The sequence below is a fragment of the Geothrix sp. genome (assembly GCF_049292215.1).
Lineage (GTDB): Bacteria > Acidobacteriota > Holophagae > Holophagales > Holophagaceae > Geothrix.
Map to the genome: position 1 here is coordinate 25,253 of NZ_JBATQW010000071.1, position 20,321 is coordinate 45,573.

Consider the following 20,321-nt stretch of genomic DNA (forward strand, 5'->3'; position numbering starts at 1 on the left):
GGGGACATGGACGCCGAAGAGATTGCCATTGAGCCTGGAGACAAGCTGTCCGATCTGCTGGGTGCAAATGAGGTCCTGGCTGCCGAGCTGATTGCCACGAACAAGGCCCTGACCGCAGAGAGCGAGACCCTGACCGCCGATCTGGTCGCCGCCAACCGGGCCCTCGTCCTCCGGAACGAGGCCCTCACGACCGAGCTGGTCCTGGCCCATCGGCAGATCGCCGACCACGCCGAGGTCGAGAAGGGGCGCGTGACGGAATCCGCCGCTTCCGACCTGGAGCGCCAGTCCAGGCAGGACGAAAAGGAGGAGCGGGCGGCGGAGCTGGTCGTGGCCAACGAGGAGCTCCAGTTCCAACAGGGCGAGAAGCAGAAGCGGGCCGACGAGCTGGCCGTCGCCAACCAGGAGCTGCTCTTCCAGACGAGTGAAAAGGGGAAGCGGGCCGCCGAGCTGGTCGTCGCCAACCAGGAGCTGCTCTTCCAGACGGGGGAGAAGGGGAAGCGTGCCGCCGAGCTGGTCCAGGTGCTGAAGCGGCTGGCGCTGGAGACGGAATGCGGGGAGCGGGCCGCCGCCCTGGCCATCGCCAATGGCCGGCTGGCCGCGCAGAACCTGGAGCTGGAGCAGCGGGCCGCCCAGCTGGTGACCTCCAACAAGGTCCGGTTGGAGCTCCTCGCTCAGCTGCTGCAGTCCCAGAAGCTGGAGAGCCTGGGCACCCTGGCCGGTGGCATTGCCCACGACATGAACAACGTACTGGGCGCCATCCTCGGGCTGGCCACCACGCACCTCGAGCTCCAGCCCCCGGAGAGCAGCGCCTACCCGGCCTTCATGACGATTGCCAAGGCGGCGGTCCGCGGCGGGAAAATGGCGAAGAGCCTCCTGAACTTCGCCAGGCAGAGTCCGGCCGAGGAGCACGAGCTGGACCTCAACACCATCCTGCGGGAGGAGGTGCGGCTCCTGGAGCGCACCACGCTCTCAAAGGTCAATCTCAGGCTGGCGCTGGCCCTCGACCTGCGCCCCGTGCGGGGCGATGCCAGCGCCCTGACCCACGCCCTCATGAACCTCTGCGTGAACGCGGTGGAGGCCATGTCCGACCAGGGAACCCTGACGCTCCGGACCCGGAACCTCGAGGGTGACTGGATCGAAGTGGAGGTCGAGGACACCGGGAGCGGGATGACCCGCGAGGTGCTGGCAAAGGCGCTGAACCCCTTCTTCACCACAAAGGCGGAGGGGAAGGGCACAGGGCTCGGTCTCTCGCTGGTCTACAGCGCGGTCAAGGCCCATGGGGGCCAGCTGGACATCCAGAGCGAGCCTGGCCGGGGCACCACGGTGACCATGCGGTTCCCCACCTGCGAGCCGGGGCCCCAGGTGCAGCCTGCGGAGGCCGAGCCGCCCTCGGAGCCTGCCCTCGTGACGCTGGCGGTGCTGCTCGTGGATGATGACCCGCTGATGCAGAGCTCCTCGCGGGCCATCCTGGAATGCCTGGGACACACCGTCACCGGGGTGACCAGTGGCGAAGCGGCCCTGGCCTGGATGGAGGCGGGCCATCTGCCGGATGCGGTGATCCTGGACATCAACATGCCGGGCCTGGGTGGGGCCAAAACCCTGGCGCGCCTCCGCAGCCTCCAGACCAGCCTGCCCGTCCTGCTCACCACGGGCAGGGTCGATCAGGCGGCGCTCAACCTCGTCGAGGCGCACCCGAACGTCACCCTGCTCCCCAAGCCCTTCAGCCTGAACGAGCTCAGGGCACACCTGAACGCGCTTGCCCAGGGCCCTGCCAGTCCCAAGCAGGGCTAGGAATTCGTCTTGCCCGCGCCGATCAGCCCGTAGCTCTTGAGCTTGCGATACAGCGTGGCGGAGCCGATCTGGAGCTGCTCGGCGGTGCGGGTCTGGTTGCCGCTGTTGAGGGCCAGGGCTTGCAGGATGTAGTCCTTCTCCACCGCATCGAGGGGCCGGACGGTGCCGTCGGAGACGGCTGGGAGGGGGCGGGCCTGCCGGACTTCTTCGGGCAGGTCCTCCAGCTCCACCCGGGTTCCCGGTGCCAGGGCCACGGCCCGCTCCATGGCGTTCTCCAGCTCGCGCACATTCCCGGGCCAGCTGTAGCGGATGAGCTGGTCGGTGGTGCCCGGGGTCAGCCCGGTGATCTTGCGCTTCATCTGCAGGGCCGAGGCGGCGAGGAGGACCCGGGCCAGGGGCAGGATGTCCTCCCGCCGCTCCCGGAGGGCCGGCACGGGCAGCTCGACGACCTTGAGCCGGTAGTAGAGATCCTGCCGGAAGGTGCCGGCGGTGACGTCTGCAGCCAGGTTGCGGTTGGTGGCGGCGAGGATGCGGACATCCACCTTGCGGCTCTTGTTCTCGCCGACGCGCCGGATCTCCCGCTCCTGGATGGCCCGCAGAAGCTTCACCTGCATGCCCGGGGACACCTCGCCGATCTCGTCCAGCAGCAGGGTCCCGCCGTTGGCCGATTCGAACAGGCCTGGACGGTCATGGGTGGCGCCCGTGAAGGCGCCCCGGGCGTGGCCGAAGAGCTCGCTCTCCAGCAGGGTCTCGGTGATGGCCCCGCAGTTGACGGCGATGAAGGGGCCGGCGGCCCGGGTGGATTCCTCATGCACCAGCCGGGCGATGCGCTCCTTGCCCGAGCCGCTCTCGCCGGTGATGAGCACCGTGGAGTCCACCTTGGCCACCCGGCAGGCCAGATCCACGAGGCGCTTCATGCCCGGGCTCTTGGCAATGATCCCGAGTGCGGGCGCCTCCCCTTCGGGCAGCACGAGGACGAGGGCCCGCTTGTGCTCCTTGAGCTTCCGCTCGGCGGCCTTCAGGGTCTCGGTCACCCGGTGGATGGAGACGTCCAGGCAGTCGGCCAGGCGGGTCTTGTCGAAGAAGCGCAGCTCCCCCGCCCGCGCATCGCCCCACTCTTCCCGGGTGCGGCCGAAGAGGTGGCAGCCCGCATCGCCCTTGCCCAGGCAGCGGTCCTCCAGGACGAATATCTCCTGGCCCACCGTGCGGCTGAGGTAGCCGCTGATGAGTCCGCTTATGGTCCAGCACATGGGCGCGTCCGCCCGGCCGAAATGGAGCAGATGCTGCTCCGCCTCATACGAGGCCACCAGCATCATGCCTTCCTTGGACAGGGGATCCCGGCTTCCCGCTTCTATTCCGAACAGGCCCCCAAGGCTGGGTAGGTGGCTGCCGGCGCGGCGCCACTCCTCGTCGTTCCGCCACTTGTACTCCGCATGCAGGGCCTCGGCCATGCGCCAACCGTGGGCGAAGCCAAACTGGGTGAGCACCGTGCGGGCGGCGGTGAAGCCGAAGTTCTCGACCAGGTACTTGCGCAGCAACCCCATGGCCACCGCATCGAGGATGATGGCCCGCTGACCGGCGAAGCGGATGACCCCTCCTTCTGGATCCAGCTCCAGAAGTTCCTTGTGATCCAGATCCTCGGCACGCATCGGTGGCCTTCATCCTTCGGACTGAAGGAGTGGGTCGTTCATCTTGATTGACCATAGCACCGATGCCATCAAATGAAATAAATATAAATGTTGATTTAATTAATATTTAATAAATGGCTCGGATCCTGCTCTTTAGAACTCCAGTCGTAGAGGAGTTCCACCTTGAGTATCCCTGACACAGTGATTCGACGGACCGGCTTCTGGGCCGCCGTGCTGACGGGCGTGGCTCTGGTGGGTTCCCAGTTCGCCTGTGATCAACCTCAAACGACCCTGGCGGCCCCGGGGTTTCCTCACGCCAGTCGAAGGGTTGCACCGCCAGCGAAACCTATGGTGGCGGAAAGGATTACTCCATCCAGACCCGTCTCCGTCACCCAGAAGGCGGCTTCCAACGGCTGAGTGAACGCCCGTATCGATTTTCCCCAACGGTGTGCGCTACCGGCGTCCGCTTGGCTTTGCCCCGCACGTCCTAATCCACGTCTAACTGGAGTTCCACATGCACTGCACGAAACGACTGTTTGCCTGGCTGACGGTCCCGCTGGGCCTGCTACTTCTGGTCACAGGTTGCAACGGGCAGAAGCCTATCCTCGGTGGTGGTGGAAGCGCCACCCTGGCCCCTACCGTGACGCTGGTCAGCCCCACTGACAACGCCAGTACCGTGTCCATCACAACCACCATCACCGCTGGATTCAGCGAGCCGGTGGCACCGCTCACCGGGGGCGCCTCCTTCACCGTGACCGGCGCGGTCGTGGGTACCAATCCCACCGGTACCGTCACCCTGGATCCTTCCGGCCTGGTCACCACCTTCACCCTCACCCCGACCACCACCCTGGCGCCCTTCACCTATTTCACCGCCACTATCACCGGGGCGAGGAGCCTCGCCACGGGCTTGCCCATGGCAAGTCCCTTCGTCTGGCACTTCACCAGCGGCTCGCCCTTGGACATCATCCGGCCCAGGGTGACCGTAACTACGCCCGTGACGACGAGCCCGGGACCTTCCCCATTGGCACCGGCCAATGCGTCCATCACGGCGACCTTCACGGAACCCCTCGCCCCCGCCACGGTCACCGCCAGCAGCTTCACGGTCACAACCCCTGACCCCGGCACGTCGCCCGTGGGACTCGTGACCTACTCAACCGCCAGCCGGACAGCCATCTTCACACCCGACGCACCGCTGACAGTCGGCACTGTCTATACCGCCACCATCCTTGCTTCAGTCACAGACCTAGCCGGCAATCAATTGGCCGGGAATCAGGCACTGCTGCCCGCGTTCAGCACCTACATCTGGTCCTTTACCGCCACAGCCGCCGATGTCTCGGCACCCACGATCATCCTGACCAGCCCAACCCAGCTCGCCACCGAAGTGGCCACCAATGCCGCCATCAACGCCACTTTCAGCAAGGCGATGGATCCCCTCACCTTCACCACCGCAACCTTCACCGCGCAGACCATGGGGATGCCCACGGGGCCCATCCTGGCCGGCACGGTCAGCTATGACCCCCTGTCCCGGATCGCCACCCTGCTTCCTTCGAGCGAGCTTGCACCTAGCACGACCTATGCCGCGACGGTCATGGGTGCCCAGGACCTCGCCGGCAACCTCCTGGCCGCGGGCATCGCTCCCAACCCATGGACCTTCACCACTGGGACGGCACACCTGCCCATGTCCATCGCCCTGGGTGCGGCCGCGGTCAACGGCATCATGGCCACCTCCGCCATCACCAACACTGGCGCGGCAACCATGATCAACGGCAACGTGTGCCTGGAGCCCGGAACGTCCAATGGCCTGCTGCCTGTGCAGGTGAACGGCCAGGTCCACATCAACGACACCGTCTCCCATCAGGCCGCCATCGACCTGCTGGTGGCCTACACCTTTGCTAAGAACCTGCCCCCTGGCACCACCGTGACTGCGGGTGCGGACTTGGCGGCCGTGTATCCCTTGGGCATTCCCCCCGGAACCTACACTTCTGGCAGCACCATCCTCGTGTCGACGCCCCTGATCATGGATGCTGGTGGGAACGCCAACGCAGTATGGGTGTTCCAGATCGGCTCATCGCTGACCACCACCGCCAACATCAGCCTTGTGAACGGTGCTCAGGCCAAGAACATCTACTGGGTGCCCACCCTGGACGCGACCATCGGTGTCGGCTCGACCTTCTACGGAACGGTCGTGACAGGCCGGGATGCCACCGCCAAGACCGGGGCCGTGATCAACGGTCGAATCCTGGCCGGGGCGACCCTTGCCGGAACCATCGCCCTCGACACCAACACCGTCAACGTCCCCGCCCCCTAACGGGACTCTCAAAATCCCCCCCCACCCTCTCAAGGAGAACACATGAAGCTGTTCAAGATTTCAGGAATGCTCGGTCTGGTGGCCCTCGCCCTCATCGCCAGCACCCCGATCCAGGCCCAGGATTCAGGTTGGTATGCCGGATTCAATGTCGGCAAGACCAAGGCGAAGATCGATGACGAGAAGATTACCAGCGGCATCGTGGGAGCGGGTTTTACCGTCACCTCGATCCAGGATCATGACGATGGCACCGGCTTCAAGGTGTTCGGCGGCTATCAGTTCAACAAGTACTTCGCCTTCGAGGGCGGCTACTTCGACCTGGGCAAGCTGGGCTACGAGGCCGCTACCCTGCCCCTGGGCGCGCTGAACGGTCAGATCAAGGTCAAGGGCTTCAACTTCGACGCAGTCCTCAATCTCCACTTCACGGAGAAATTCTCCGCCTTCGGGCGGGTCGGGCTTACCAACGCCGAAGCCAAGGATTCCTTCACGGGAACCGGTGCCGTGGTCGTGCTCAATCCTGATCCCAGCGAGCGGGCCACCAACGTCAAGTTCGGCGCCGGCCTCCAGTACGACTTCACCAGGTCCTTCGGGATGCGCGCCGAGATTGAGCGCTACCGAATCAATGACGCGGTGGGCAACAAGGGGGACATCGACATGCTCTCCCTGGGCATGCTCTTCCGCTTTGGCCGCAAGGCTCCCGCTCCGGTGGCCTACACCCCGGCCCCCGAGCCTGTGGTCGAGCAGCCGCCCCCCTACGTGGCACCTGTCCCGGTGGTAGTGGTTGCTCCGGTGGAGCCCAAGATCCAGCAGTACTGCACCATCCTGGAACTCACCTTCGAGATTGATAAGGGCGTCATCCAGCGCGATGACATGGAAAAGCTGGCCGTGGTTGGGACGTTCATGACCAAGTATCCCGGCACCACCGCGGTGATCGAAGGTCACACTGACAACGTCGGCACGGAAGAGCACAACCTGAAGCTGTCCAAGGAACGGGCTGAAAACGTGGTCACCTATCTGGTGGACACCGTCCATGTGGACCGCAGCCGCCTGTCGGCCGTGGGTTACGGCTGGACGCGCCCCATCGCGGACAATGCAACCGACGAAGGCAAGCGCGAGAACCGTCGCATCAACGCAGTCGTTTCCTGCGCAACGGATCTCGAAGGCCTGACGGTCAAGCCTGCCCGGATCACCATCGCCCTGGAAGTGGAATTCGATCTTCTGAAGGACGAAGTGAAGCCCGAGTACCGTGACGGACTCCGCAAGGCGGCTAACTTCCTGAAGGCCAATCCCGCCGTCACCGCGACGGTGGAAGGCCACTCCGGCAAGACCAAGACCACCGATGCTTCGGCCATGGCGATTTCAAAGCGCCGCGCCGAGAACGTTGTCACCTACCTGGTGGACAACTTTGGGGTGGAGCGCTCACGCCTCACCGCCGAGGGCTTTGGCAAGACGCGCCGGTTTGCCTACAGCGACACGCCCGAACTACAGCAGGAGAACCGTCGGGTCAACATCATCATCAACTACCCCAGCTCTATGAAGAAGTAGAGGACAGCCATGACGACCTTCGAAGTGCCTCAGATCCCCACCAATCCCACCAACGATCCTCGGCCCCAGAATCCCGGCCAGGAGCGGCAGATCGGGGATACCCCCAACCCCCGCGAGGTGACCGCCTCGAAGAAGGTGGACGACCTCTCCCGGCACGATTCCAAGCACAGCCTCGACCCCAAGCAGGACCCCAAGCACAACCCGCGGGAGAAGGTGACGGAAGCCCCTAAGCCCGGCTGCTGTGATCCAGCCCCCGGTGCCCCCAAGAAATAGCCACCTCAGCGGACCGACCCGACCTCAGGGTCGGCCCGGTGCCTTCAACGCAGCGACTGCCATCGAGTTCCCGAGCCGAGTGGAATCCGATGAACCCAACTTCCACCTGGACCCGCCTTGGCCACTGGCCGAATACAGGCGGCCCCGCTGGGAGGACTTCGAAACCCCAATCGCCCATCGGGCAGAAACGAGAACCCACCATGCGTAATTTCAAGATTGCTCCCTCGACCGCCATCATGGCCTATGCGTCCATGGTGATGCTGACTGGCGTACCTGTTCTGGCATCGGATGCCGACCACAAGATCGAGCACGCCGCCAAGACCAGCTACAACTTCAAGACTCACCTCAAGGACGACCACATCAAGGTGGATGCCAAGGATGGCGTGGTCACCCTGACGGGGACCGTGGCCCGCGACTACCACAAGTTCCTGGCCCAGGAGACCGTGGCCGGCCTGCCGGGCGTGAAGAGTGTGGACAACAAGCTGGGGGTCGTGGGTGAGCAGCCCGCCGAGCACTCCGATGGTTGGATCACCATGAAGGTGAAGACCGTGCTGGCCTTCCACAAGAACGTCAGCGCCTCGGGCACCGAAGTAAACACCCAGAACGGCGTGGTCACCCTCACCGGCAAGGCCGACAACCTCAGCCAGAAGCAGCTGACCGGCGAATATGCCAAGGATGTGGAGGGCGTCACCGAAGTCCGCAACGACCTGGTGATCGCCAAGTCCGGCCGCCGCACCCTGGGCGACAAGGTGGACGACACCTCCATCACCGCCCAGGTGAAGTCCACCCTGCTGTTCCACAAGTCCACCAGCATGCTCGCCACCAAGGTCTCCACCCTGAACGGGGTGGTCAGCCTGCACGGCGAGGCGAAGAATGCCGCTGAGCGGGATCTGGTCACCAAGCTCGTCGAGGACATCCACGGCGTGCAATCCGTCCACAACCGTATGACGGTGCGTTAGGTCCTTCCCTTGCCCGGTCCCCGGAAGGTTCGGGGCCGGGGCTTCACCGTCCTTAGAAAGGAGCCTCCATGCTCTGGACCATCGCCATCATCCTGCTCGTCCTGTGGGCCGTGGGCCTCGTCAGCGCCTACACCATGGGCGGCTTCATCCACATCCTGCTGGTCGTGGCTGTCGTCGTCGTCCTCATCCGGCTCATCCAGGGCCGGAGAGTCCTCTAAGGAGCGCCCCCATGCTCAAGAAACGCAAGGCGTACGAAAGCAACCTCGAGGCCCAGCTGGCCATGTGGAAGGCCGACATCGACGTGCTCCAGGCCAAGGCCAAGCGAGCCGAAGTGGGCGCCAAGGTGCAGTACGACAAGACCCTCGACAGCCTTGAGCGCACCCACGCCGAGGCCGGCAAGCGCCTGCGCAGCCTGCAGGAGGCCGGTGACGACACCTGGGACAGCGTCAAGGCCGGAACGGAAAAGGCCTGGGCGGAGTTCCGCGATCTGTTCCACCCCACCAAAAACACACGCTGACCCCGGACCCCCAGGCCCCAAGGCCCCGCCCGGATCCCGATCACCCATTCCCTCCCTATGGAGCCAGACATGAGCAAGCATCCCGCGGTCCTCGAGCACGAGCTGTTCAACGAGAAGACCAGCATCGAGCTGGTGGCCCTGCTGAACCAGTCGCTCGCGGACACCCTCGACCTGGCCTACCAGACCAAGCAGGCCCACTGGAACGTGAAGGGGCCGAACTTCTACGGCCTCCACCTCCTCTTCGACCAGCTCTACATCCAGCTGGGCACCACCGTGGACGATCTGGCCGAGCGCGCCGTGGCCCTGGGCGGTCAGGCCCTGGGCACCATCCGCGCTGCCGGGAACGCCTCCCATCTGGAGGAATACCCCCTGGAGGCGAAGCAGAGCATGGATCACGTGAACGCCCTCGTGGACCGCTATAGCGACTACACCAGCCGGGTCCGCCATGCCATCCGGAAGGCCGAGAAGCTCGGTGACCAGGACACGGCAGACCTCTACACCTCGGTGAGCCGCGCCATGGACAAGGCCCTGTGGATGCTGACAGCCAGCCAGGAAGCCTGAGTTCCTCCTCCTGGAGCATGCCATGCCCATCGCCCTCGAGATCACCCTAATCCTGGTCCTGGTCGCCTTGGCCGTCGGCCTGGTGCCCCTGCTCCACCAACTCCGTCGGACGGCCCAGAGCCTCGACCTCTTCCTGCTCTCCACCCGGAGGGACCTGACGCAGATCGCCGAGGATGTCCATGCTTCCAGGCTCCGCATGGACCACCTGGCGGGCTCCCTCGCGGGCTCCCTGGCCGAGCTGTCGGTCTTCGCCAAGTCGGTCGGGGAAGTGGGCACCACCGTGTCGGAGTGGCACACCCGCTTTCGAAACACCATTGACTCCGCCTCCCGCAATTTCGGAGGTGTCATCGGAGGGATCAGCGCCGTGCTGGCCTTCTTCAAGAGCAAGTCCACCCAGCAAGATCCCGAATAGGACCCTGACCATGAGCGAACCCAAGACCTCTTCCTACGGCACCACCCTTCTCACCTTTCTCGCGGGCGCCGCCGTCGGCGCGGTGGTGGTGGCCCTCACCACCCCCAAGACCGGCCCCGAGCTCCGCGGCGACCTGAAAGACCTCTCCCTCCGCGCGAAGCGCAAGGCTGGGGAGTTCGCCGATGACGCGAGCGACACCTGGGAGGACCTGAAGGGCCGCACCGCCCTCGCGGCGGCAGATCTCAAGCGCGGCATGGCCGACGCCGCCAACGACCTGCGGGGCTGACCATCCCCAGGGGTTTCGCCGACCCTTCCACCCGTCCGGAACCCGACCGTTCCCAACCAGCTCTTCCTTGGCCATCGACGCCCACGTACGGAGCTCGGTCGGCCCACCCATGGACCCACTGAAAGGCACCCCATGAACCTCTGGAAAACACTTCCCTTCGCCAGCGCCCTCCTGGTCGCCCAGGCGGGGGTGGCCTTCATCACACCCACTCCGAATCCCAACCTAGCCCCCGCACCGGTAGCCCAGTCCTCCGACGTACCCCTTTACCGGGTGACGGTGGTGCAGGGCTCGGCCAAGGCCATCAACTACCGGAACCTGAAGTATTCGACCGAGATCGATCTGCTCGGCACCGTGCTAGTGCCCCACGCCTCGGGCGAGGCGCGGGTCAAGAGCATGGACGGGGCGATCCAGATCTCGGCCAAGTTCAAAAACCTGCCTCCAGCCTCGACCTTCGGAGGGGAATTCCTGACCTATGTGCTGTGGGGCATCTCGCCAGAGGGCCGGGCCTCGAATCTGGGTGAGGTCCTCCTCAAGCATGGCAAGGGCAGCGTCAAGGTCAGCGAGAAGCTGCAGACCTTCGGCCTCGTGGTGACCGCAGAGCCCTATTTCGCGGTGACCCAGCCCAGCGACGTGGTCGTGCTGGAGAACGCGGTGCGGAAGGGCTCCAAGGAGCAGTTCGAGTTCATCGACGCCAAGTATGAGCTGCTCAAGCGCGGCCAGTACACCTTGAACCTGAACCCCCTGGAGCCGCTGGTCATGGATGCCAAGACCTCGCTCGGGGTCTACCAGGCCCGCAATGCGGTGCGCATCGCCCGGGCGGCAGGCGCCTCAGCCTACGCTCCGGATGCCTTCGGCAAGGCCCAGCAGTACCTGGCCCAGGCCGAGACCCCCAAGGAGGGTGCCAAGGTCCGGGCCATCGCGGCCCGGGAGGCCGTCCAGCGGGCCGAGGACGCGCGTCTCATCGCCGTCCAGCGGCAGCAGGTGGAGCAGGTGGCCCTGGAACGGAAGCTGAACCAGGACAAGGTGAACGAGGCCAACCGGGAAACCGCCAAGGCTGCCGCCGCCCAGGATGCCGCGCTCCGCCTGTCGCGGCAGGCCGCTGCGGAGAACCAGGGCCTGCGCACCGCGAACGAGGGGCTGCAGACCCGGAACCAGGGGCTGGAGGTCCGCAATGAGAACCTGCAGGCCCGCAACGAGGGGCTGCGGAACCGGTTGATGGTGGAGCTCAATGCCGTGCTCCAGACTCGTGCGACGGCCCGGGGCCTCATCGTGAACATGTCCGGCGTCCTGTTTGAGAATGGCAAGGCGGAGCTAGTACCCGCCGCCCGGGAGAAGCTCGCCAAGATCGCCGGGATCCTCTCCACCCACAAGGGGCTGAAGATCGAGGCCGAGGGCTTCACGGACAGCAACGGCAGCGATGCCTCCAACCAGGTCCTGTCCGAAAAACGGGCACAGAACACCAGGGACTACCTCGTGCAGCAGGGCGTCGCCACGGACGCCATCAGCTTCAAGGGCTTCGGCGAGAGCAATCCCATCGCCACCAATGAGACATCAGCCGGGCGCCAGGAGAACCGGCGGGTCGAGCTGGTGGTCTCGGGCGAGGGCCTTTCGGCTCCCAAGGCCGCCGGCCTCTGAGGCAAACCCAGGGGCGCCGGGGAGATCCCGGCGCCCCATCCCATGTCCATGCCTCACCTGCCAGGAGCCAATCAATGAGCCAGCTCGTCATGTTCTCCAACTCACCCGTGAAAGCCTCGTCGATCATCGGCACCCGCGTGGTCAACGCCAAGGCCGAGAGCCTGGGCGAGATCCGGGAAATCGTCATCGATCCGAAGACAGGCCGGGTGGCCTACGTCGTCGTCGCGTTCGGCGGATTCCTCACCATGGGGGAGAAGCTGTTCGCCATCCCCTTCACGGCCTTCGACTACAACTTGACCAACAACGAATACGTTCTCCACGTCCCCAAGGAGCGCCTCGAGCAGGCCCCTGGCTTCGACTCGGAACACTGGCCTTCCATGTCCGACGAAAAGTGGAATCGCGACGTCTACAGCTTCTACGGACGGGCCCCCTACTGGGAATAGCACCATGCCCGAGGCACGGCGGAACCCTGGTCCACACCACCGGGACCCCCGCCGAGCCACCAGTCGGTGCCAGAGCCCCCGCCCGAACCGTCAGCCCAAACCAGGAACGGAGTCCCGCCATGAGCCAGTCGAACCCACCTTCCGTGATGCCCGCGCTGCTCACCTTTCTCGCCGGCGCCGCCCTCGGTGCCATCGTGGTGGCCCTCACCACGCCCAAGTCGGGCCCCCGGCTCCGCAGGGACCTGAAGAACCTGTTTCGCCGCAGCAGGGATCGCGCCCATCGGGCCGCCGAAGGTCTGCGCGGCCAGGGGCCCCGATCCCGCCGGACCTATGTCTGGCACATTCCGGGCGCCAAGGGCGACCACCCGATCTCTGTGAACGACCTGCCCGGCTGAGCCGGACCCGAATCCGCCCATGCGCCAAGGAACCCGAAAACACGAGAAGGGAATCACGATGATGGCCCTGGTCCATGGGGAACGGCTGGCCTACACGGATGAGGGGGAGGGACCACCCCTGCTCTTCGTCCACGGCTTTCCCTTGAACGGGGACTGCTGGTCCAAGCAGCTGGACGCCTTCAAGGCCACGAACCGCGTGCTCACGCCTGACCTGCCCGGGTTCGGCGCCAGCGGGCCCCTGGTTGGCCCCGCCACCATGGCCCGGTACGCCGAGGATCTCTTCACCCTGTGCCAGCACCTGGAGACCGGCCCCGTGGTCATGGTGGGCCATTCCATGGGGGGCTACATCGCCCTGGCCTTCGCCAGGGCCTATCCCCTCTTCCTCCGGGGCCTGGTACTGGTCAGCACGAAGGCCGCAGCCGACGCACCCGACGTGGCCGCGACGCGGCGCGAGACGGCAAAGAAGGTCCAGGGCGGCGGCTTCGGGGCGCTCGTGAAGGGCCTGATGCCGAAGATGCTCTCGGCCCGGCCCTCGAACCCAGGCCTGGACCAAGCCGTGCGCAACATCATGTGGACGTCCAGCCCCCATGGCGTGGTTGCCGCCCTGCTGGGCATGGCGGACCGGCCGGATCAGCGGGGCCATCTCGACGAACTCCGAATGCCGACCCTGGTGGTGACCGGGGCCGACGACATGCTCGTGCCACCCGGCGAAGCCGCGGAGCTGGCCCGGGGTATTCCCGGGGCCGAGCTGGTCATGATCCCCGAGGCCGGCCACCTGGTGGCCTACGAGCAGCCCTTCGCCTTCAACGAAGCGCTGAAGGCCTGGCTGGAAGCCCTTCCGGACCACGAGCCGGGGCAACCTCCGGCCCGCCTGGTCACGCCACCTCACACCCCCTCCCAAGGAGACCCATCATGAACGAGCGCAACGCAGTGGTCGGCGTGTTCCTCACCCACCTGGAGGCCGAAGGCAGCATCAAGGAACTCCAGCTGGCAGGGTTCAACATGAAGAAGCTCTCCATCGTGGGCAAGGACTTCCACACGGAGGAGCACGTCATCGGCTACTACAACGCCGGGGATCGCATGAAGGTCTGGGGCAAGCTCGGCGCCTTCTGGGGCGGTTTCTGGGGCTTGCTGTTCGGGTCCGCCCTCTTTGTGGTGCCCGGTCTGGGTTCCCTGGTGGTCTTCGGACCCCTGGTGGGCTGGATGGTGGGCGCCCTGGAAGGGGCCCTCACGGCTGGGGGCTGGGCGTGGTGGCCGCGGCGCTCTACAGCCTCGGCATCCCCAAGGACAGCTGCCTCCAATACGAGACCGCCGTCCGTTCCAACCGCTTCCTGGTGATCACCCACGGCACCGCCGAGGAAGCCGACAGGGCCAAGGACATCCTCATGCTGGCCGGGGCTGCGCATACCGGCGTACACGCGGAATGCTGCCGCGAACTCGTCAGCGTCACCTGAGCCACCGCCCGGCCGCTCCTTGCGTGATCCAGGCCGGACTTGAAGAGAGGAACCACCATGCGAGCCCTTGTCTACCATGGCCCCGGCAAGAAGGCCTTCGAGGAACGGCCGGACCCCGTCCTCGTGGACGCCAGCGATGCCATCGTCCGGATCACCAGGACCACCATCTGTGGCACCGACCTTCACATCCTGAAGGGCGATGTCCCCACGGTGGCGGAGGGCCGGATCCTCGGGCACGAGGGGGTCGGCATCGTCGAGCAAGTGGGGGGGAGTGTCACGAACTTCGCGGTCGGGGACCACGTCCTGATCTCGTGCATCTCCTCCTGCGGGCGGTGCGCCAACTGCAGGACGGGCATGTACTCCCACTGCGAGAGCGGCGGCGGCTGGATCCTCGGCAACCTCATCGACGGCACCCAGGCCGAGCGGGTCCGGATCCCCTTCGCCGACCACAGCCTGTACCCCATTCCCGCCGGCGTGGATGAGGAGGTGCTCGTCATGCTGAGCGACATCCTCCCGACGGGCTTCGAGTGTGGCGTCCTCAGCGGCGCCATCAAGCCCGGGGATTCCGTGGCCATCGTCGGGGGCGGCCCCATCGGCCTGGCCGCGCTCCTCACGGCCCGCTTCTACTCGCCGGCGGAGATCATCGTGGTCGATGTGGATGACAACCGCCTCGAGGCGGCGAAGCGGTTCGGCGCCACCTGGATCGTGAACAACAGCGATGGCCAGGCCGTGGAACGCGTGATGGCGCTGACCGGGAACCGAGGCGTGGACGTGGCCATCGAGGCCATCGGGCAGGCCGCGACCTTCGACATCTGCCAGGCCATCGTCACTGCGGGCGGGCACATCGCCAACATCGGCGTCCACGGCAAGCCGGTCCAGCTGAACCTGGACAAGCTCTGGTCGCACAACATCACGCTCACCACCCGGCTGGTTGACACCGTCTCCACCCGCATGCTCCTGAAGTCGGTGGTCGCCGGGAAGCTGCAGCCGACGCAGTTGATCACGCACCGATTTCCCCTGGCCCAGGTCCTGAAGGCCTATGACACCTTCAGCCAGGCCAAGGAGGAGCGGGCCCTGAAGGTGATCTTGACCAATGAGTAGATACCGTACGCTCACACTCGCGGGTGCTGCCCACCTGGGGCGGCCGGGACGGCGGAAGGGCTTCCACACCCAGCAGCCCGGCGAGGTGGCCTCGAAGCTTCTGGGCGTGCCGTTCGAGACCCTGGACGAGCAGGCCCAGCGGGTGGCGGAGCACGTGGCGGAGGGCCGCCACATCGCCCGGAACGTCACGGACGACTACGACGAGGGCACGACCTTAGGCCAGCGCGCCGCGGACGTCGTCGCGAGCTTCGGCGGCTCCTGGACCTTCGTGGGGCTCTTTGCCAGCGTCATGGTCGTCTGGGTCGGCCTCAATGCCTTCTTGCTGGCGAGCCGCGGGAGGACCTTCGACCCCTACCCCTACATCCTTTTGAACCTCTTCCTGTCCATGCTGGCGGCCATCCAGGCGCCGGTCATCCTCATGTCCCAGAACCGCCACTCGGAGCGGGACCGGCTCAATGCCCAGCATGACTACGAGGTCAACCTCAAGGCCGAGCTCGACATCATGCTGCTGCACGAGAAGCTGGACCTGCTGCGTGAGAAGCAGTGGGAGGAGCTGCTGGCGATCCAGAAGGAGCAGCTGGAGCTCCTGGCCACCTTGCTCCCGAAGCGGGACCTCGCCCCGTGAGTTGCGCACCCGGCCGCCCGGCCCACCAGGCCAGCCCGCACCGGCTCTCACCGTCCTGGGTCCTGGTCAGCTGTCTGCTCTGCTCGGGGTGCGCGCGCCTGCCGGACCTGAAGTATCTGAAGGAGCCGCTCCATGCCCCCACCATTCCGCGGGTGGTGGATGGTCAGGGCGTGCTGAGCGAGAAGGCCGCGTCCGCCCTGCTGGCCCGTCGGCTCGGCCATGCCAAGGTCGATGCCGGGTACCTTGCGGGCCTGGAAGAGGCCGCCACGGGCCGCCCCCTCATCGCCGGCAACCAGGTGACGCTCCTCTTCGACGGGCCCATGACCATCGCCGCCATGATGGTGGCCGTGTCCCAGGCCCGGGATTCCATCAACCTGGAGACCTACCTCTTCGATCAGGATCCCCTGGGCATGCAGTTCGCCGATCTGCTGATCGCCAAGCAGAAGGAGGGGGTCCAGGTCAGCATCATCTACGACTGTGTGGGGACACTGGGCACGCCGCAGGCGTTCTTCGACCGCATGCAGGAGGCCGGCATCCGCCTTCTGCCCTTCCAGCCCGTGAGTCCCCACCACAAGCTCCTGGGCTGGCGCATCAACAACCGCGACCACCGGAAGATCCTGGTCGTGGATGGCAGGGTGGCCTTCACGGGCGGGGTGAACATCACCGCGAGCTATTCGCGCAGCTCGCTGTTCCGCTCCACCCGCAAGGCGAAGGCCGGGGTCGTGGGGTGGCGGGACACCCACCTGCAGATCGAAGGCCCCGCCGTGGCCGCCCTCCAGTGGATGTTCCTGGACAACTGGACCAGCCAGCAGGCGGGCGCCCTGCCGGCGCGCGACTACTTCCCCACCCTGGCCCCGGCGGGCGACAAGGTGGTGCGAGTGCTCGGCAGCCAGCCAGGGAGCCACCACGAGATCTTCAAGGCCTATTTCGTGGCCATCCAGGGCGCCCGCACCTCGATCCACATCGCCTCGGCCTACTTCGTGCCGGATGCCCAGATCTCGAAGGCCCTGCAGCAGGCGGCGCGGCGTGGCGTGGACGTGAAGCTCATCCTGCCCAGCGTCTCCGACAACTGGCTGACCTCCCAGGGCTCGCACTCCTTCTACCAGGCCATGCTGGACGCAGGGGTGAGGATCTACGAGCTGAAGACCTCCGTCCTGCACGCCAAGACCGCCGTCATCGACGGCGTCTGGTCCACGGTGGGCTCTACCAACCTGGACACGCGCAGCTTCCTCCACAACAAGGAGGTGAACGTGGTCGTCCTGGGGGACGCGTTTGGCCTGGAGATGGAGGACGCCTTCCAGGCTGACTTGAAGGGCTCCAAGGAGATCACTCGAGAGACCTGGAAGCGGCGCCCCTACCTGCAGCGGTTCAAGGAGTGGTGTGCGCGCCTCACGTCCTACTGGCTGTGAACAGCCTCGGACACGGACGGAACCATGGGCCGATCCGAGCCGCCCCGCCAATCCACACCAGGAGATGGTCATGTACAGCCTTGAAGAGACACTGATCCACCAGGGGTGGACCGATCAGGCTGGGGCCGCTGCGGCAGCGCCCCGGGCACCCGTGACTCCCTCGGCCGCTGAGGGACCGCAGGGACTGGTGGATGGCCCCAGGCCCCTCGATGCCACCCAGGCTGCGTACGCCCTGGTTCCGGGTCGCCGCCCCGGCCCAGAGGAGAGTCCCCGTGGATGGGCGACGGAGCGGGAGATCGCGGCCAGGGCGCGCGATCACATCTATACCTAGGCCGATTCGTTGGCTCCCTTTTTCGATCCCTCACCCTGAAGGAACGCCCATGTCAGCGGATTCCGCCTCAACCCGACCTGCAGACTCCGACCTCGATGGGTTCGCAGGGCTGACGGAGGACGAAGCCAGGCAGCGCCTGCTGCGGGATGGCCCCAACGAGCTGCCCTCCAAGGAGAGCCGGGGCCTCCTGGGCATCGCCTGGGAGGTGGTCCGGGAACCCATGTTCCTCCTGCTGGTGGGTGCGGGTTCGCTCTACCTGCTGATGGGAGAGCTCCAGGACGCCCTGCTGCTCCTCGGCTTCGTGTTCGTGGTCATGGGCATCACCATCGTGCAGGAGCGGCGGACCGAGCATGCCCTCGAGGCCCTCCGGGACCTCTCCAGTCCGCGGGCCCTGGTGGTGCGGGCGGGACAGCAGCGTCGCATCCCAGGCCGGGAGGTCGTCAGCGGCGACATCCTGATCGTGACAGAAGGTGATCGCGTTCCCGCCGATGCCATCTACCGGTCCGGCACCAGCCTGGCGGTCGATGAATCCCTGCTCACGGGGGAGTCCGTGCCCGTTCGGAAGAGCGCCTCCACCGAGGCGAAGGCACTGGACGTTCCGGGCGGTGATGACCTGCCGTCCCTGTTCTCCGGAACGCTGGTGACGGCGGGCCGCGGCCTGTTGGAAGTGGTGGGTACCGGACTCCAGACGGAACTCGGAAAGATCGGCACGGCGCTCGCGCTGGTGGTGCCGGAGCGCACCTTCCTGCAGCGGGAGACGGCCCGCCTGGTCCGGATCCTGGCGGTCACGGGCCTCGGGGCCTGCACCGTCGTGGTCTTCCTGTACGCCCTCACCCGGGGGAGCGACGCCAGGGCCTGGAAGGTGGGGCTGCTGGCCGGCATCACGCTGGCCATGGCGATCCTCCCGGAGGAACTGCCTGTCATCCTCACGGTCTTCCTGGCCCTGGGGGCCTGGCGCATCTCCCAGAACCGGGTGCTCACCCGGCGCCTGCCGGCCATCGAAAGCCTCGGCTCGGCGACCGTGCTCTGCGTGGACAAGACCGGGACCCTGACCCTCAACCAGATGACCCTGAAAGGCCTGGATGTGGATGGGCAGACCCCGGAGTTCTCCCAGGATGGGCCAGCCCCGCCGGAGCTGGTCCACGAGCTGCTGGAATACGCCATCCTGGCGGGTCGGCGGGATCCCTTCGATCCCATGGAGCGGGCCCTGGCGGCGGCGGGCAAGCGCTGGCTGACGGACACCGGGCGCCTGCACCCGGACTGGACGCTGGCGAAGGAATACCCGCTCGCGCCCGAGCTGTTGGCCGTCTCCCAGGCCTGGGACGATGGGTCCGGGCAGATCCTGTTGGCGACCAAGGGGGCGCCCGAGGCCGTGGCCGACCTCTGCCACCTGGCCGAGGACCAGCGGGCCGAGATCCGGGAGCGGGTGCTGCGCATGGCCTCCCGCGGGTTGCGCGTCCTGGGTGTGGCCCGCGGGCGCCGCCTCCCGGCGGAGCTCCCGGGGGCCCAGCACGACCTGGATCTGGACTTCATCGGCCTGCTTGGCCTGGAGGATCCCGTCCGCTCCAGCGTCCCCGCCGCGGTGGCCGAATGCCGCACCGCCGGCATCCGCGTCATCATGATCACGGGGGACTATCCGGCGACCGCGCAGAGCATCGCGCGGCAGGCCGGGATCGCCGACCCCGAGCAGGTCATCACCGGGCCCGAGCTCCAGGCCATGAGCGACGAGGTGCTGGCCGAGCGGATCCGGGAGGTGAGCGTCTTCGCCCGCATCGTCCCCCAGCAGAAGCTCCGCCTGGTGACGGCCCTGAAGGCCAATGGCGAGGTGGTGGCCATGACGGGGGACGGCGTGAATGACGCCCCGGCCCTGAAGGCGGCCCACATCGGCGTGGCCATGGGCGGCCGGGGGACCGACGTGGCCCGGGAGGCGTCTTCCCTGGTGCTCCTGGATGACGAGTTCGCCTCGATCGTGGCGGCCATCCGGCTGGGCCGACGCATCTACGACAACATCCGCAAGGCCGTGAGCTTCACGTTCGCCGTGCACGTGCCCATCGCGGGCCTGTCGCTGCTGCCCATCTTCATCCCGGGCTGGCCGCTGCTCCTGCTGCCGATCCACATCGTGTTCCTGGAGCTCGTGATCGATCCCTCCTGCTCACTCATCTTCGAAGCCGAGGAAGCGGAACCGGACGTCATGCGGCGGCCGCCCAGGGCCTCGGAGGAGCGGCTGTTCACCCTGAAATCCGTGGGGCTGGCGCTGGTCCAGGGCCTCACGGCCCTGGCTGCCTGTGTGGCGGTGTACCTCGTGGCCAGGCCGATCCGGGGTGATGCTGCGGCCCGGGCGCTGACCTTCGCGGCCCTGGTCGTGTCCTTCGTGGCGGTGATCCTCGCCAACCGGTCCTGGGCCCACAGCATGCTGAGCAGCCTGAGGCAGCCCAACACCGCGCTCTGGTGGGTGCTGGGCGGAACCACGGCCTTCCTGGCCCTGGTCCTGTCCTGGCCGGTCGCCCAGCGCCTCTTCCACTTCGCCCCGATCCGCGGGCTGGACCTGGTGATGGCGTGTTCGGCAGGGTTCGCCAGCATCCTCTGGTTTGAGGGGTACAAGGCGTTGCAGAGACACCAGCGGACCCCCGCACCAGCTGACCAGACCTGAG

Annotated in this window: 20 protein-coding genes; 19 read left to right on the forward strand and 1 reads right to left on the reverse strand. The window is 66.4% G+C overall.

What is annotated here, in order from left to right; translation table 11 throughout:
* Window positions 1–6 precede the first annotated feature (6 nt).
* Entirely contained in the window at window positions 7–1,791 is a 1,785-nt protein-coding gene (locus tag WAS25_RS12345; protein ID WP_422312513.1) for a hybrid sensor histidine kinase/response regulator, read from the forward strand.
* On the opposite strand, the gene WAS25_RS12350 is transcribed toward WAS25_RS12345, so the two are convergent.
* Window positions 1,788–3,440: a sigma 54-interacting transcriptional regulator gene (locus WAS25_RS12350; RefSeq protein WP_422312515.1), complete on the reverse strand. Its 1,653-nt coding sequence runs from the start codon at window positions 3,438–3,440 to the stop codon at window positions 1,788–1,790. The genes WAS25_RS12345 and WAS25_RS12350 overlap by 4 nt on opposite strands.
* Window positions 3,441–3,933: 493 nt before the next feature.
* Here WAS25_RS12350 and WAS25_RS12355 point away from each other — a divergent pair, with 493 nt between their 5' ends.
* The 18 genes from WAS25_RS12355 (at window position 3,934) to WAS25_RS12440 (ending at window position 20,320) form a co-directional block, all read left to right on the forward strand.
* Complete coding sequence (locus WAS25_RS12355) at window positions 3,934–5,727, forward strand: Ig-like domain-containing protein (protein ID WP_422312517.1); 1,794 nt, start codon at window positions 3,934–3,936, stop codon at window positions 5,725–5,727.
* 42 nt (window positions 5,728–5,769) lie between these two features.
* A complete protein-coding gene (locus tag WAS25_RS12360) occupies window positions 5,770–7,269 on the forward strand; it encodes an OmpA family protein (protein ID WP_422312519.1) in 1,500 nt (499 codons plus the stop codon).
* Between the two features lie 9 nt (window positions 7,270–7,278).
* Window positions 7,279–7,542 (forward strand): hypothetical protein, encoded by a 264-nt coding sequence (locus WAS25_RS12365; RefSeq protein WP_422312521.1) that lies wholly within the window; start codon window positions 7,279–7,281, stop codon window positions 7,540–7,542.
* 200 nt (window positions 7,543–7,742) lie between these two features.
* Window positions 7,743–8,501, forward strand: a complete 759-nt coding sequence (locus WAS25_RS12370) for a BON domain-containing protein (RefSeq protein WP_422312523.1) — start codon at window positions 7,743–7,745, stop codon at window positions 8,499–8,501.
* 68 nt (window positions 8,502–8,569) lie between these two features.
* Window positions 8,570–8,719, forward strand: coding sequence for a lmo0937 family membrane protein (locus WAS25_RS12375; protein WP_422312525.1), 150 nt, complete (start codon window positions 8,570–8,572; stop codon window positions 8,717–8,719).
* An 11-nt stretch (window positions 8,720–8,730) separates the two neighbouring features.
* On the forward strand, window positions 8,731–9,018 hold the full coding sequence (locus tag WAS25_RS12380) for a coiled coil domain-containing protein (RefSeq protein WP_422312527.1): 288 nt from the start codon (window positions 8,731–8,733) through the stop codon (window positions 9,016–9,018).
* Window positions 9,019–9,087: 69 nt separating this feature from the next.
* Window positions 9,088–9,579 (forward strand): DNA starvation/stationary phase protection protein Dps, encoded by a 492-nt coding sequence (gene dps / locus WAS25_RS12385; protein ID WP_422312529.1) that lies wholly within the window; start codon window positions 9,088–9,090, stop codon window positions 9,577–9,579.
* A gap of 22 nt (window positions 9,580–9,601) precedes the next feature.
* Window positions 9,602–9,991, forward strand: coding sequence for a hypothetical protein (locus WAS25_RS12390; protein ID WP_422312531.1), 390 nt, complete (start codon window positions 9,602–9,604; stop codon window positions 9,989–9,991).
* 10 nt (window positions 9,992–10,001) lie between these two features.
* Window positions 10,002–10,277 carry a YtxH domain-containing protein gene (locus WAS25_RS12395; RefSeq protein ID WP_422312533.1) on the forward strand — a complete coding sequence of 92 codons (276 nt, stop codon included), beginning with the start codon at window positions 10,002–10,004 and terminating at the stop codon, window positions 10,275–10,277.
* 132 nt (window positions 10,278–10,409) lie between these two features.
* The gene (locus WAS25_RS12400) at window positions 10,410–11,912 is read left to right on the forward strand and encodes an OmpA family protein (RefSeq protein WP_422312535.1); all 1,503 of its coding nucleotides are present in this window, start codon (window positions 10,410–10,412) and stop codon (window positions 11,910–11,912) included.
* 74 nt (window positions 11,913–11,986) lie between these two features.
* Window positions 11,987–12,355, forward strand: a complete 369-nt coding sequence (locus WAS25_RS12405) for a PRC-barrel domain-containing protein (protein ID WP_422312537.1) — start codon at window positions 11,987–11,989, stop codon at window positions 12,353–12,355.
* A 119-nt stretch (window positions 12,356–12,474) separates the two neighbouring features.
* On the forward strand, window positions 12,475–12,750 hold the full coding sequence (locus WAS25_RS12410) for a YtxH domain-containing protein (protein ID WP_422312539.1): 276 nt from the start codon (window positions 12,475–12,477) through the stop codon (window positions 12,748–12,750).
* A 19-nt stretch (window positions 12,751–12,769) separates the two neighbouring features.
* Entirely contained in the window at window positions 12,770–13,666 is an 897-nt protein-coding gene (locus WAS25_RS12415) for an alpha/beta fold hydrolase (protein WP_422312541.1), read from the forward strand.
* Window positions 13,663–14,088: a general stress protein gene (locus tag WAS25_RS12420; protein ID WP_422312543.1), complete on the forward strand. Its 426-nt coding sequence runs from the start codon at window positions 13,663–13,665 to the stop codon at window positions 14,086–14,088. The genes WAS25_RS12415 and WAS25_RS12420 overlap by 4 nt, the downstream gene beginning before the upstream one ends.
* A 173-nt stretch (window positions 14,089–14,261) precedes the next feature.
* Complete coding sequence (locus WAS25_RS12425; RefSeq protein WP_422312545.1) at window positions 14,262–15,305, forward strand: zinc-dependent alcohol dehydrogenase family protein; 1,044 nt, start codon at window positions 14,262–14,264, stop codon at window positions 15,303–15,305.
* Window positions 15,298–15,930 carry a DUF1003 domain-containing protein gene (locus WAS25_RS12430; RefSeq protein ID WP_422312547.1) on the forward strand — a complete coding sequence of 211 codons (633 nt, stop codon included), beginning with the start codon at window positions 15,298–15,300 and terminating at the stop codon, window positions 15,928–15,930. Before WAS25_RS12425 ends, WAS25_RS12430 begins: the two co-directional genes overlap by 8 nt.
* Entirely contained in the window at window positions 15,927–17,339 is a 1,413-nt protein-coding gene (gene cls / locus WAS25_RS12435) for a cardiolipin synthase (protein ID WP_422312549.1), read from the forward strand. Before WAS25_RS12430 ends, cls begins: the two co-directional genes overlap by 4 nt.
* 380 nt (window positions 17,340–17,719) lie before the next feature.
* Complete coding sequence (locus WAS25_RS12440; RefSeq protein WP_422312551.1) at window positions 17,720–20,320, forward strand: cation-translocating P-type ATPase; 2,601 nt, start codon at window positions 17,720–17,722, stop codon at window positions 20,318–20,320.
* The last annotated feature ends 1 nt before the right edge of the window (window position 20,321 follow it).

What these genes read in the sequence shown, in the direction of transcription:
- WAS25_RS12345 (WP_422312513.1), top strand. Translation starts at nt 7, where the DNA reads ATGGACGCCGAAGAGATTGCCATTGAGCCTGGAGACAAGCTGTCCGAT.
- WAS25_RS12350 (WP_422312515.1), bottom strand. Translation starts at nt 3,440, where the DNA reads ATGCGTGCCGAGGATCTGGATCACAAGGAACTTCTGGAGCTGGATCCA.
- WAS25_RS12355 (WP_422312517.1), top strand. Translation starts at nt 3,934, where the DNA reads ATGCACTGCACGAAACGACTGTTTGCCTGGCTGACGGTCCCGCTGGGC.
- WAS25_RS12360 (WP_422312519.1), top strand. Translation starts at nt 5,770, where the DNA reads ATGAAGCTGTTCAAGATTTCAGGAATGCTCGGTCTGGTGGCCCTCGCC.
- WAS25_RS12365 (WP_422312521.1), top strand. Translation starts at nt 7,279, where the DNA reads ATGACGACCTTCGAAGTGCCTCAGATCCCCACCAATCCCACCAACGAT.
- WAS25_RS12370 (WP_422312523.1), top strand. Translation starts at nt 7,743, where the DNA reads ATGCGTAATTTCAAGATTGCTCCCTCGACCGCCATCATGGCCTATGCG.
- WAS25_RS12375 (WP_422312525.1), top strand. Translation starts at nt 8,570, where the DNA reads ATGCTCTGGACCATCGCCATCATCCTGCTCGTCCTGTGGGCCGTGGGC.
- WAS25_RS12380 (WP_422312527.1), top strand. Translation starts at nt 8,731, where the DNA reads ATGCTCAAGAAACGCAAGGCGTACGAAAGCAACCTCGAGGCCCAGCTG.
- dps (WP_422312529.1), top strand. Translation starts at nt 9,088, where the DNA reads ATGAGCAAGCATCCCGCGGTCCTCGAGCACGAGCTGTTCAACGAGAAG.
- WAS25_RS12390 (WP_422312531.1), top strand. Translation starts at nt 9,602, where the DNA reads ATGCCCATCGCCCTCGAGATCACCCTAATCCTGGTCCTGGTCGCCTTG.
- WAS25_RS12395 (WP_422312533.1), top strand. Translation starts at nt 10,002, where the DNA reads ATGAGCGAACCCAAGACCTCTTCCTACGGCACCACCCTTCTCACCTTT.
- WAS25_RS12400 (WP_422312535.1), top strand. Translation starts at nt 10,410, where the DNA reads ATGAACCTCTGGAAAACACTTCCCTTCGCCAGCGCCCTCCTGGTCGCC.
- WAS25_RS12405 (WP_422312537.1), top strand. Translation starts at nt 11,987, where the DNA reads ATGAGCCAGCTCGTCATGTTCTCCAACTCACCCGTGAAAGCCTCGTCG.
- WAS25_RS12410 (WP_422312539.1), top strand. Translation starts at nt 12,475, where the DNA reads ATGAGCCAGTCGAACCCACCTTCCGTGATGCCCGCGCTGCTCACCTTT.
- WAS25_RS12415 (WP_422312541.1), top strand. Translation starts at nt 12,770, where the DNA reads ATGCGCCAAGGAACCCGAAAACACGAGAAGGGAATCACGATGATGGCC.
- WAS25_RS12420 (WP_422312543.1), top strand. Translation starts at nt 13,663, where the DNA reads ATGAACGAGCGCAACGCAGTGGTCGGCGTGTTCCTCACCCACCTGGAG.
- WAS25_RS12425 (WP_422312545.1), top strand. Translation starts at nt 14,262, where the DNA reads ATGCGAGCCCTTGTCTACCATGGCCCCGGCAAGAAGGCCTTCGAGGAA.
- WAS25_RS12430 (WP_422312547.1), top strand. Translation starts at nt 15,298, where the DNA reads ATGAGTAGATACCGTACGCTCACACTCGCGGGTGCTGCCCACCTGGGG.
- WAS25_RS12440 (WP_422312551.1), top strand. Translation starts at nt 17,720, where the DNA reads ATGTCAGCGGATTCCGCCTCAACCCGACCTGCAGACTCCGACCTCGAT.